Annotated in this window: 10 protein-coding genes; 7 read left to right on the top strand and 3 right to left on the bottom strand. The window is 63.4% G+C overall.

Going from position 1 to position 12,478, the window contains the following annotated elements; all coding sequences use genetic code 11:
• Window positions 1-291: 291 nt before the first annotated feature.
• Window positions 292-897 carry a DNA-3-methyladenine glycosylase gene (locus V1289_RS45820; RefSeq protein WP_334406132.1) on the bottom strand — a complete coding sequence of 202 codons (606 nt, stop codon included), beginning with the start codon at window positions 895-897 and terminating at the stop codon, window positions 292-294.
• A gap of 159 nt (window positions 898-1,056) precedes the next feature.
• Between V1289_RS45820 and lipA the strand changes: the two genes are divergently transcribed.
• Window positions 1,057-2,016: a lipoyl synthase gene (lipA, locus tag V1289_RS45815; RefSeq protein WP_334406130.1), complete on the top strand. Its 960-nt coding sequence runs from the start codon at window positions 1,057-1,059 to the stop codon at window positions 2,014-2,016.
• Between the two features lie 9 nt (window positions 2,017-2,025).
• Window positions 2,026-2,499 (top strand): type II toxin-antitoxin system RatA family toxin, encoded by a 474-nt coding sequence (locus V1289_RS45810; RefSeq protein ID WP_334406128.1) that lies wholly within the window; start codon window positions 2,026-2,028, stop codon window positions 2,497-2,499.
• A 107-nt stretch (window positions 2,500-2,606) separates the two neighbouring features.
• Here the strand turns inward: V1289_RS45810 and V1289_RS45805 are convergent, their stop codons facing one another.
• Window positions 2,607-3,209 carry a CinA family protein gene (locus tag V1289_RS45805; RefSeq protein WP_334406126.1) on the bottom strand — a complete coding sequence of 201 codons (603 nt, stop codon included), beginning with the start codon at window positions 3,207-3,209 and terminating at the stop codon, window positions 2,607-2,609.
• Between the two features lies 1 nt (window position 3,210).
• Window positions 3,211-4,407: a bifunctional 2-C-methyl-D-erythritol 4-phosphate cytidylyltransferase/2-C-methyl-D-erythritol 2,4-cyclodiphosphate synthase gene (locus tag V1289_RS45800; RefSeq protein ID WP_334406124.1), complete on the bottom strand. Its 1,197-nt coding sequence runs from the start codon at window positions 4,405-4,407 to the stop codon at window positions 3,211-3,213.
• A 286-nt stretch (window positions 4,408-4,693) separates the two neighbouring features.
• Here V1289_RS45800 and dusB point away from each other — a divergent pair, with 286 nt between their 5' ends.
• From dusB to ntrX, 5 genes are all read left to right on the top strand, one after another.
• Window positions 4,694-5,695, top strand: a complete 1,002-nt coding sequence (gene dusB / locus V1289_RS45795; protein ID WP_334407936.1) for a tRNA dihydrouridine synthase DusB — start codon at window positions 4,694-4,696, stop codon at window positions 5,693-5,695.
• Window positions 5,692-6,867 (top strand): two-component system sensor histidine kinase NtrB, encoded by a 1,176-nt coding sequence (locus tag V1289_RS45790; RefSeq protein ID WP_309176630.1) that lies wholly within the window; start codon window positions 5,692-5,694, stop codon window positions 6,865-6,867. The genes dusB and V1289_RS45790 overlap by 4 nt, the downstream gene beginning before the upstream one ends.
• A 9-nt stretch (window positions 6,868-6,876) precedes the next feature.
• On the top strand, window positions 6,877-8,319 hold the full coding sequence (gene ntrC, locus V1289_RS45785; RefSeq protein WP_309176631.1) for a nitrogen regulation protein NR(I): 1,443 nt from the start codon (window positions 6,877-6,879) through the stop codon (window positions 8,317-8,319).
• A gap of 179 nt (window positions 8,320-8,498) precedes the next feature.
• Window positions 8,499-10,847 carry a sensor histidine kinase NtrY-like gene (locus V1289_RS45780; RefSeq protein WP_334406120.1) on the top strand — a complete coding sequence of 783 codons (2,349 nt, stop codon included), beginning with the start codon at window positions 8,499-8,501 and terminating at the stop codon, window positions 10,845-10,847.
• 17 nt (window positions 10,848-10,864) lie between these two features.
• Window positions 10,865-12,235 (top strand): nitrogen assimilation response regulator NtrX, encoded by a 1,371-nt coding sequence (gene ntrX / locus V1289_RS45775; RefSeq protein WP_334406118.1) that lies wholly within the window; start codon window positions 10,865-10,867, stop codon window positions 12,233-12,235.
• Window positions 12,236-12,478: the final 243 nt, after the last annotated feature.

Below are 12,478 nucleotides of genomic sequence, written 5' to 3'. Positions count from 1 at the left end.
CTCGTGGTGACTACCCTGTGCTTACTACCAATGCACAGGGGCTACGGGTGCAGCGGGCACCCGGCTTTCCCTGCGCCCTCTGATTTCCGGGGCGAAAGTTTTTTGCAAAACTCGGGCGCATCGCGCCGCGATATCGCGAAGGTGCGTCCCATCAGCCGTCATTGCGAGCCACCGGGTCGCGCGAATGCGCGCCCGATGACAGGCTCCGCGAAGCAATCCATCGCGCCGCGCAAAGAAAGAATGGATTGCTTCGTCGCGGAGCTCCTCGCAAATGACGGTCTTATGCACTCGTCAAAACCGTTTGCTCAAAAACTTCGAATCCTTCAGCCCATACCGCCACGGCAAATCGACCGCCTTGGTGAGCCCGATCCGAATGCCTTTGACGATTTCCGGTTGGCCGGTCCGCGCATGCAGCGCGATCGGCGACTGATCGAGCGGCAGCTCGCTTTGCTTGATGGTGATGCCGAGGGCTTCGCACAGCTTGCCGGGCCCCGAGCACAACGCGCGTTCGTCGTGCAAGCCTCGGCGCCGGCGCATCGCTGGGATGCCGTGGGTCGGCTGCAGCGCGCGGATCAGCACCGCGCTGGCGGAGCCTGCTTCCTCACAGACGAAATTCACGCACCAATGGATGCCGTAGGAGCGATAGACGTAGGAAAACCCGGGGGGACCGAACATCACCATGTTCCGCGCCGTCGGCCCGCGGAACGAATGCGCGGCCGGATCGGTGTGATGATAGGCCTCGACCTCGACGATGATACCGCCGACGCCGTCGACCAGCAGTGTCGCCCCGATCAGGTCGGGGGCGACCTCATGCACGCTGCGGTCGAAAAATCGGCGTTTGATGGGCTTGCCGAGGCGCGGAGGGTGATCCGCGGCGGATTTGGAGCCTTGAGCCATTCTGATGAGAATCGGTGCAGAACTGACGGGAATGCTGCCAATATCTTGCATGTTTCTGCTAGCTTCGGCGAGCCCGCAGCGTCGCTTCGCTGGACGCAGCGGGTTGCAGGCTAGAGCGACACGGACTAGCTAGGGTGTCTCGCAACTTCCGGACTTAACATGGTCGTCCTCGTCGATACCGTCTCAACCAACCCGGTGCGCCCGCGTCATCCTGAAAAGGTGAACCGGCCGGATGCGCTGTCGCCGCCGAAACCGGACTGGATCCGGGTCCGCGCGCCGAATACCCGCGGCTATGCCGACACCCGCAAAATCGTCAAAGAGAACGGCCTCGTCACGGTGTGCGAGGAGGCGGGTTGCCCGAATATCGGCGAGTGCTGGGACAAGAAGCACGCCACCTTCATGATCATGGGTGACACCTGCACCCGGGCCTGTGCGTTCTGCAACGTCAAGACCGGCATGCCCGGCGCGCTCGATGCTTCCGAGCCGGAGCACGTTGCGGAAGCCACGTTCAAGCTCGGGCTCGCCCATATCGTGGTGACCTCGGTTGACCGAGACGATCTCGGCGACGGCGGCGCCGAGCATTTTGCACAGACCATCCGCGCAATCCGGGCGCGCTGCCCGACCACCACGATCGAGATTCTGACGCCGGACTTTTTGCGCAAGGAAGGCGCGCTGGAGGTCGTGGCCGCCGCCAAGCCCGACGTGTTCAACCACAATCTGGAAACGGTGCCGTCGCGTTACCTCACCGTGCGTCCCGGCGCGCGCTATTTCCATTCGATCCGGCTGTTGCAGCGGGTCAAGGAAATCGACCCGACCATATTCACCAAATCCGGCATCATGGTGGGCCTCGGCGAGGAGCGCCACGAGGTGCTGCAGGTGATGGACGATCTGCGCTCGGCCGACGTCGATTTCCTCACCATCGGGCAATATCTGCAGCCGACCCGCAAGCACCACGCCGTGATGCGCTATGTGACGCCGGACGAGTTCGCGGGCTATGAGAAGGTCGCCTATACCAAGGGCTTTCTGATGGTGTCGGCAAGCCCGCTGACGCGATCGTCCCATCACGCCGGCGAGGATTTCGGAAAACTCCAGGCGGCGCGGGCTGCGCTATCCCGCTGAGCATAGTCGATGCCGAAATTTTCAAGCAAGCGCCGTGTCCACCACACCGCGCAGCAAATGTTCGATCTGGTCGCCGACGTCGAGCGCTATCCGGAATTCGTGCCGTTGTGCCATTCGCTGAAGATACGCCAGCGCACGCCGAAGGAGGATGGCACCGAAATCGTCGTCGCCGACATGACGGTGTCGTTCAAGCTGGTGCGGGAAACCTTCACCAGCCGGGTGACGCTGGACCGGCCCAATTTGAAGATCCTGGTCGAATATTTGCGGGGGCCGTTCAGCAATATGGAAAACCGCTGGAGCTTTGAGCCGAGAGGCGAAACCGACTGCGACGTCGGCTTTTTCCTCTCTTACGAATTCAAGAGCCGGATGCTGGCAATGCTGATGGGCACAATGTTCGACACCGCGTTCCAGCGCTTTGCGGCCGCGTTCGAGAAGCGCGCGGACGTGGTTTATGGCAAGGCGGGAGTCAGTCGATCCTCATGAGCGCCTTACCCGTCATTGCGAGGAGCGAAGCGACGAAGCAATCCATACTTTTTTCCGCTGAGCGATGGATTGCTTCGCTTCGCTCGCAATGACGTGGAGAGGTCGCACTAAGTTCGCGGCGGCCGGCGCCGCTTGACGGCACCGCCGCGCGGTGTTCGGGCGACGCGCGGGCGCAACCGGCTCGCGGCCTCGCGTCGCGGTTTTGCCGGCGCCTGCGGCCCGCGGGCGAGCTCCATCAACATGCGCAGCGCTTCCACCACGGAGCGTTGGCGCACCGTGGTGCGGCCGATCGCGCCGAAGCGGCATTCGCGGTGCAGGATTCTGCCGTCGCGCGCGGCCACCGCGAAATGCACGAGCCCGACCGGCTTGCCGGGCGTCGCACCCCCGGGGCCGGCAATGCCGGTGATCGAGACGGCGAGATCGACGCCGGCCTTCTCCAGCGCGCCGATCGCCATCGCGGTCGCGGTTTCCTTGCTGACCGCGCCGAAGGTCGCAAGCGTGGTCGCCTTGACGCCGAGCATCGCGCGCTTGGCGTCGTTGGAATAGGTGACGAAGCCGCGGTCGATGACGTCGGAGGACCCGGGAATGTCGGTCAGTGCGCCTGCGACCAGGCCGCCGGTGCAGGATTCGGCGGTCGCGATCGTCAGCTTGCGCATCCGGCACAAATCGAGCAGCGAGCGGGAGAGGGCGCGGGCGTCGCTGCCGCTCATCTTATTCGCTCCAACCTTTATCATTCCAGGGAAGACGAATGGTGGCGCTCGCGGTCGCGGCGATGCCTTCCTCGCGCCCGGTGAAGCCAAGCCGCTCGCTCGTCGTGGCCTTCACGGCGATCCGGGAGATGTTGATGCCGGTGATCTCGGCGATGCGCGCGCGCATGGTGTCGCGCAGCGGTCCGATCTTCGGACGCTCGCAGATCATCGTGACCTCGAGATTCGCGATGCGGCCGCCGCGCGCGGTGACGCGGTCGACGGCGTATTTGAGAAACTGGTCGGAGGAGGCGCCCTTCCATTTGAGGTCGCTGGGCGGAAAATGCGAGCCGATATCGCCGTCGGCCAGTGCCCCGAGGATGGCGTCGACCAGCGCATGCAGGCCGACGTCACCGTCGGAATGGGCGAGGAAGCCGCGGGTATGCGGCACGCGCACGCCGCAGATCATCAGATGATCGCCATCGCCGAAGGCGTGCACGTCATAGCCGGTGCCGGTCCTGATATCGCCGAGCATGGCGCCGAGTCGGGCTTCTTCGCGGACGAAATCTTCGGGGGTCGTCAGTTTCATGTTTGCAGGATCGCCTTCAAAGGTCGCCACCGTCAATCCCGCCCATTCCGCGAGCGCGGCATCGTCGGTGAAATCGCTGCGGCCGTCGCGCGCGGCGCGGCGATGGGCCTCGAGGATGATTTCGAATCGAAACGCCTGTGGCGTTTGCGCGATCCGCAGCCGCGCGCGATCCGGCGTGGCCTCGACGTCTCCGGTCTCGCCGGTCAGCTTGATCGTATCGGTGACGGCGATGGCCGGAATAGCGGCGCCGGTGCGGCCCACCGCGTCGATCGCCCGCGAAATCACCGCGGCCGTGACGAAAGGCCGCGCCGCATCGTGGATCAGCACGACGTCGGGCTTCTCGCTCGCCAGCGCTTCGAGTCCCGCATGCACCGAAGCCTGCCGCGTCGCGCCGCCGCTGGTTGGCGGCGCATGGCGCAAGCCGCTGACGGCTTCGTTGAACATCGCGGCGTCGTCGGGATTCACGACCGGCTGCACGGCGAAGACATCCGGATGGCGGCAGAACGCCTCCATCGCCCGGAAGATCACGGTTTGCCCGCCGATCGTACGATATTGCTTTGGCCCGCCGGCGCCGGCGCGAAGCCCGCGCCCGGCTGCGACGAGGATAGCTGCTGTGCGCTCAGATTTGGACATTTGACTTAATGAGGGACGAATCCAGGTTCAGGAAAGGTGGGAAGGGCGCGTTGGCGACAGCCCTTACCATGCTGCATGCGCAAAAACAGAGCGATTGCCAATAGCTGTGGGAAAAGCAGTTTTTGTTGCAGTGCACTTGCACAAATGATAGAACTGTCTAAAGTGTAGGCATGAAGCTTGACTGCACAAGATTTGTGCTCACAATATGCGCCAGCGGTTGCAATGACGCGGCCGCCAGAACGACGAGAAACCCGTGACCGGCCTGGAATGCAAACGCACTAAGCCGTTGAAAATAGGTGATATTGCGGTCGCCAACCGGGTTCTCCTCGCGCCCATGTCCGGCGTTACCGACGCCCCCTTTCGACGCCTTACCGCCGCCCTCGGTGCTGGGCTGGTCGTGTCAGAGATGACCGCCAGCGACGACCTCGTCAACGGCAGGCCAATGTCGGTTCTGCGCTGCGAGGCGACCGGCATCGGGCCGCACGTCGTTCAGCTCGCCGGCTGCGAGACCCGTTGGATGGCGGAGGGCGCCCGGATTGCCGAAGCTGCCGGTGCCGACATCATCGATATCAACATGGGCTGTCCGGCACGCCATGTGACCGGCGGTCAGTCAGGTTCGGCATTGATGCGCGATCTCGACCACGCGCTGCGGCTGATTGAAGCAACGATCGCAGCCGTGAAAGTGCCGGTGACGCTCAAGATGCGGCTCGGCTGGGACGATCGCACGCTCAACGCGCCGGAGCTTGCGCAGCGCGCAGAGGCTGCCGGCGTCCAGATGATCACGGTGCACGGGCGCACACGTTGTCAGTTCTACAAGGGCGAAGCGGATTGGAGCGCGGTGCGCGCGGTCCGCGACGCGATCTCCGTACCCCTCATCGTCAACGGCGATATCACGTCGTACGAGAAGGCCGTGGACGCGCTGGAAATGTCGGGCGCCGACGCTGTGATGATCGGGCGCGGCGCGCAGGGCCAGCCCTGGTTGCCGGGTCAGATCGGGCGCCGGCTTGAAACGGGAACGGCCGAATCGGCGCCGCCGCTTGCCGAACAGCTCAAACATATCCGCGGGCTCTATGACGAAATCTGCAGCCATTACGGATTGCGCATCGGACTCAAGCACGCGCGCAAGCATCTCGGCTGGGCGCTGGAGATCGCGGCGCAATGCAGCCGGGCGCCGGCGGCGACGCTCAGGAATTGGCGGCACAAGATTCTGACCGCGGACGAGCCTTCCAGCGTGCATTGTTCACTCGAAGACGCATTCGACGATTTTGCATGGAGCGCTGCTGCATGACTTCAGCCGCAGAACATCGCCGGCGAGTGCCCGCCGACGGCGAGGCGATCCTCAACGCGCTGCCCAACCCGGTGCTGCTGATCGCGCCCGACGGCCGTATCGTCGATGCCAATATCGCCGCGGAATCCTTCTTCGAGATATCGACGCAATTCCTGCAGCGGCAGTCGCTCAAGGAACTGGTGCCGTTCGGCAGTCCGCTACTGGCGCTGATCGACCAGGTGCGGTCGAGCGGTTCGCCGGTCAACGAATACAAGGTCGATCTCGGCACGCCGCGGATCGGCGGCGATCGCCAGGTGGATCTTCACGTCGCTCCGCTCACGGAGCGGCCGGGCCATATCGTCGTGATGCTGCAGGAGCGCACCATCGCCGACAAGATGGACCGGCAGCTGACGCATCGAAGTGCGGCGCGCTCGGTGATCGCGCTGGCGGCGATGCTGGCGCATGAAATCAAGAACCCGCTGTCCGGCATCCGCGGCGCGGCGCAATTGCTGGAGCAGGCGGCTTCATCCGAAGACCGCATGCTGACGCGGCTGATCTGCGACGAGGCCGACCGCATCGTCACGCTGGTCGACCGCATGGAAGTGTTCGGCGACGACCGGCCGGTGGCGCGCGGCCCGGTCAACATCCATTCGGTGCTCGACCACGTCAAACGGCTGGCGCAGTCCGGCTTTGCCCGCAACATCCGCTTCATCGAGGAATACGACCCGTCGCTGCCGCCGGTGCTGGCCAATCAGGACCAGTTGATCCAGGTGTTCCTCAATCTGGTGAAGAACGCCGCCGAGGCGGTGGCCGACCTTGGCTCTGACGCGGAAATCCAGCTCACCACCGCATTCCGTCCGGGTGTGCGGCTCTCGGTGCCGGGCAAGAAATCGCGGGTGTCGCTGCCGCTCGAATTCTGCGTCAAGGACAACGGTTCCGGCGTGCCGGAAGACCTACTTCCAAACCTGTTCGATCCGTTCGTGACGACCAAGCAAACCGGCAGCGGGCTCGGCCTCGCGCTGGTGGCAAAAATCGTCGGCGATCACGGCGGCATCATCGAATGTGAATCCCAGCCGCGGAAGACCACCTTCCGCGTGCTGCTGCCGATGTTCAACGCCGCCAAGCATTTTGACCAAAGCAATCGCGATGACGTTTCGGGTACTCCGTCGCATGCCTCACAGGATGCAAGATGAGGAAAATCAATGCCCGCAGGTAGCATATTAGTCGCCGATGACGACACCGCCATCCGCACGGTTCTCAACCAAGCTCTCTCCCGCGCCGGCTACGAGGTGCGGCTGACAGGAAACGCGGCGACGCTGTGGCGCTGGGTGAGCCAGGGCGAGGGCGATCTCGTCATCACCGACGTGGTGATGCCCGACGAGAACGCGTTCGATCTGCTGCCGCGGATCAAGAAGATGCGGCCGAATCTTCCGGTCATCGTCATGAGCGCCCAAAACACTTTCATGACGGCGATCCGGGCCTCTGAACGCGGCGCTTATGAATATCTGCCAAAACCCTTCGACCTGAAGGAGCTGATCACCATCGTCGGCCGCGCCCTGGCGGAGCCGAAGGAGCGAGTGGCCAATGCGCCGGACGAGGGCGAATTCGATTCGATCCCGCTGGTCGGCCGCTCGCCGGCGATGCAGGAAATCTACCGGGTGCTGGCACGGCTGATGCAGACCGACCTCACGGTTATGATTTCCGGCGAATCCGGCACTGGTAAGGAGTTGGTCGCCCGCGCGCTGCACGACTACGGCAAGCGCCGTAACGGCCCCTTCGTCGCGGTCAATATGGCGGCGATCCCGCGCGACCTCATCGAATCCGAATTGTTCGGCCATGAACGCGGTGCGTTCACCGGCGCCAATACCCGCGCCTCGGGGCGGTTCGAACAGGCCGAAGGCGGCACGCTGTTCCTCGACGAAATCGGCGATATGCCGATGGAGGCGCAGACGCGGTTGCTGCGGGTGCTGCAGCAGGGCGAATATACCACCGTGGGTGGCCGCACGCCGATCAAGACCGACGTGCGTATCGTCGCCGCCAGCAACAAGGACCTGCGCATCCTGATCCAGCAGGGTCTGTTCCGCGAAGACCTGTTCTTCCGCCTCAACGTGGTGCCGCTGCGCTTGCCGCCGTTGCGCGAACGGATCGAGGATTTGCCCGATTTGATCCGGCACTTCTTCTCGCTGGCGGAGAAGGACGGCTTGCCGCCGAAGAAGCTGGATACGCTGGCGCTGGAACGCCTCAAGCAGCACCGCTGGCCCGGCAACGTGCGCGAACTCGAAAACCTCGCGCGCCGGCTGGCGGCGCTTTATCCGCAGGACGTCATCACGGGCTCCGTCATCGACGGCGAACTGGCGCCGCCGGCGGTCGCATCCGGCGGCAGCGCCCCGCTCGGCGTCGACAATCTCGGCGGCGCGGTCGAGGCCTATTTGTCCTCGCACTTCTCGGGCTTCCCGAACGGCGTGCCGCCGCCCGGCCTCTATCACCGCATCCTCAAGGAGATCGAGGTGCCGCTGCTCACCGCGGCGCTGGCGGCGACCCGCGGCAATCAAATCCGCGCCGCCGACCTGCTCGGCCTCAACCGCAATACACTGCGGAAGAAAATCCGCGATCTGGACATCCAAGTCTACCGCAGCGGGGGCTAGGCGGCTTAGCCGCCGGCTCCATCGCGCCATGAGGCGGAAAGCCGCTGGGGACCGATCACTTTCGTGGTCGGGTACGCCGCGGAATTGTCGCAATTCGGCAACATTGTGATATGAATGCATCAGTCCGCGGCAGGCGGACATAAGTCTTTCAGCTCACCCATTGCTCACCCATTGCCGGTATGACCAGCGCAGAGACCTCGGCTCCATCGTTTGACGCGTCGCTTGCCGAACCGAAGGGATCGCCCCTGCGGAAGTGGCTGGCGCCGGTTTCCGTCGCGATCGCGCTGCTCTCGGCGTTCCTGACCTTTGTCGTACTTTCCGGCCTGACCCCGATCGAGCCGACCAAACAGGTCGTATACTCATTTCTGCTGATCAACGCGTGCAGCATCCTGCTCCTGGTCGGCATTATCGTCCGCGAAGTCTGGCAGGTGGTTCAGGCCCGGCGCCGCGGCAGGGCGGCGGCCAGGCTGCACATCCAGATCGTCAGTCTGTTTTCGGTCATCGCGGTGTTGCCGGCGGTTTTGGTCGCCATCGTCGCCAACGTCACCATCGATCGCGGCCTCGACCGGCTGTTCTCGGGTCCGACGCGCGAAGTGATCCAGAACTCGCTGATCATTGCCCGCGCCTACACCTACGAACACGCGCAGCTCATTCGCGGCGATATTCTGGGAATGGCGAACGATATCTCCCATGCACGGCCATTGTTCGACCAGGACCGCAGGTCGTTTCGAGAACTGCTGACGGCAAGTGCAGCCTCGCGCAATTTGCCGGGCGCCATGCTGATCGACAAGGATCGCAACGTCCTGGAGTCGGCGCAAACCGGCATTCAGCAGAGTTTTACGACGCCGCCGCAGGACTTTCTCGGCAACGTCGATGAGACCGAGCCGCAGATCGCGGTATTTCCCGAAGCAAACTACGTCGCGGCCGTCATTCGCCTGCGCGCATTCAACGATACCTTCCTTTACGTCGCGCGCCTGCTCGATCCGCGCGTGATCAGCCAGTTGAAGCAGACCGAGGCCAGCGTCGCCGAATATGCCCAGATCGAATCCCGCAGGCTCGGCATTCAGGTGGCCTTTGCGCTGATGTTCGCGGTGATCGCACTGACGATCCTGATGGCTTCCGTGCTGATCGGGCTGAATTTTGCCAACTGGCTGGTGGCGCCGATCCGCAATCTGATGAGCGCCGCCAATATCGTTTCAACGGGCGATTTGCACGTCCAGGTGCCGGTCCACAAGTCGGAAGGCGATCTGGCCCAGCTCGGCGAGACCTTCAACAAGATGACGCAGGAACTGCGCACCCAGCGCGACGAACTGGTCAGCGCCAGCGACCTGATCGACAGCCGCCGTCGCTTCATCGAGGCGGTGCTGTCGTCGGCCAGCGCCGGCATCATCGGCGTCGATGCCTCCAGCAGCGTTGGCATCCTCAACCGTTCCGCCGAAAAACTGATCGGCCATGCCGAATCCGAGACGCTGGGCCACCCGCTGTCGGATGTGCTGCCCGAGCTCGACGATATGATGAAAACCGCGCGCGAAGGCACGCAGCGGCTGGTGCAGGGCCAGATCACCATTACCCGCGACGGCCACGAGCGCAATCTGTCGGTTCGCATCAGCGCCGAGCAAACCAGCCAGTCCCGCGACAGCTACATCATCACGCTGGACGACATCACCGAGCTGGTTTCCGCGCAGCGCACCTCGGCCTGGGGCGATGTCGCGCGCCGCATCGCCCACGAAATCAAGAACCCGCTGACCCCGATCCAGCTTTCCGCCGAACGTATCAGGCGCAAGTTCGGCAAGGTCATCGTCGAGGACAAGGGCATCTTCGAGCAGTGCACGGACACCATCGTGCGCCAGGTCGACGACATCAGGCGGATGGTCGACGAATTCTCGCGCTTTGCGCGGATGCCCAAGCCCGTGATGGAGGGGGAGGACGTCGCCGATACCGTGCGCCAGGCGGTGTTCCTGATGAAGGTCGGGCATGCCGACCTCGATATCGAAACCGTCATCAAGCAGGACCCGATGCGGGCCCAGTTCGACCGCCGGCTGATTTCGCAGGCGCTGACCAACATCATCAAGAACGCGACCGAGGCGATCGAGCAGGTTCCGCCGGAAGAACTTGGCAGAGGCCGTATCGACGTCATCGCGGCGTGCGAGAACGACGACATCGTGATCGATGTGATCGACAATGGCATTGGCCTGCCGAAGGTCGCCCGCGCCCGCTTGCTGGAGCCCTATGTGACAACGCGCCAGAAGGGCACCGGGCTTGGGCTGGCGATCGTCGGGCGCGTGCTCGAAGACCATGGCGGCCGTATCGAACTCAAGGATGCTTCCGACTTCCGGTCAGGCCAGCGTGGGGCGTGGATGCGGCTGCGGTTCGCCGTATCCGGCCAACCACCAAAAGCCGACGCAAAGGAGCAGCCTCCGGAGACAAATCAACAGGGCGCCGAAACAAATACGCCGGTTTCTGAAACCATTGAGCCGGCATCTACGACCAATAATGACACAAAAATCAAAGCCGCGACCGGCAACTGACAAGACAGGTGTAACCCATGGCCAGTGACATTCTGATTGTCGACGACGAAGCAGATATTCGGGACCTCGTTGCAGGCATCCTGGAGGACGAAGGCTTCATTACCCGCACCGCGCGCGACAGCGATTCGGCGCTGGCGGAGATCGCCAACCGCCGTCCGCATCTGGTGTTCCTCGACATCTGGCTGCAGGGCTCCAAGCTCGACGGTTTGCAGCTGCTCGAGCAGATCAAGAAGGATCATGCCGACGTGCCTGTCGTCATGATTTCCGGCCATGGCAACATCGAAACCGCGGTCGCAGCGATCAAGCGCGGCGCCTATGACTTCATCGAAAAGCCCTTCAAATCGGACCGGCTGATTCTGGTGGCTACCCGGGCGCTGGAGACATCGCGCCTCAAGCGTGAAGTGAAAGAACTCAAGCAACTGGCTCCTGCGGCTAGCGTTCTGACCGGCCGATCCGCCTGCATGAACCAGCTGCGCCAAACCATCGACCGGGCTGCCAAGGCCAACAGCCGCATCCTGATCGTCGGTCCCTCCGGTTCGGGCAAGGAACTGGCGGCGCGCACGCTGCATCACGCCTCGAGCCGTGCCGAGGGGCCGTTCGTGGTCATCAACGCCGCGGCGATCACGCCGGAGCGGATGGAAGTCGAACTGTTCGGGATCGAGCAGTCCAATGGCGAGCATCAACGCAAAGCCGGCGCGCTGGAAGAAGCCCATGGCGGCACGCTGTTCATCGACGAAATCGCCGACATGCCGCGCGAAACCCAGAACAAGATCCTGCGTGTGCTGGTCGATCAGACCTTTCTGCGCTCCGGCGGCACCGCCAAGGTCCACGTCGACGTCCGCATCATCTCCTCGACCGCGCGCAATCTGGAAGAAGAAATCGCGGAAGGGCGATTCCGCGAGGATCTCTATCACCGGCTCTCGGTGGTGCCGATCCGGGTGCCGCCATTGTCCGAGCGCCGCGAGGACATTCCCGAACTGATCGACTACTTCATGGATCAGATTTCGGTTGCGACGGGCTTGCCGAAGCGCCAGATCGGCCAGGATGCGATGGCGGTGCTGCAGTCCCATGTCTGGCCCGGCAACGTCCGGCAACTCCGCAACAATGTCGAGCGCGTCATGATTCTGGCCGGCGGCGGTCCGGAGGCGATCATCACCGCCGATATGCTGCCGCAGGACGTCGGTTCGATGGTGCCGGCAATGCCGACCAGCAACAATGGCGAGCACATCATGGGGCTGCCGCTGCGTGAGGCGCGGGAAGTATTCGAGCGAGACTATTTGATTGCCCAGATCAGCCGCTTCTCGGGCAACATCTCGCGCACGGCCGAATTCGTCGGCATGGAGCGCTCGGCCCTGCATCGCAAGCTCAAGGCGCTCGGGGTCGGTTGACCCGATCGGTTCTGATTGATCAGAACCGCGACTGTGTTTTGTTGTTTTGACGCGCACACGGTATCCGCAATACTCGAAAAGGCTTTTCTCGCGCCGGTCCATGCACTTGCTTTGGAATATTCATCTCTTTCCCCACGCTTTTGGAGATTTGACACCGGGTTCTTACGGGGTGGCGCGCGAACTGGCTTGCCTAAAAACCGCGCGTGCCTTCTAATCGTACGGCCGCGCCTACCGGAGGGGGAT

Source organism: Bradyrhizobium sp. AZCC 2289 (genome assembly GCF_036924615.1).
Classification (GTDB): domain Bacteria; phylum Pseudomonadota; class Alphaproteobacteria; order Rhizobiales; family Xanthobacteraceae; genus Bradyrhizobium.
Note: the sequence above shows the minus strand (reverse complement) of the source record. Positions and strands in the feature narration are given on the sequence as shown.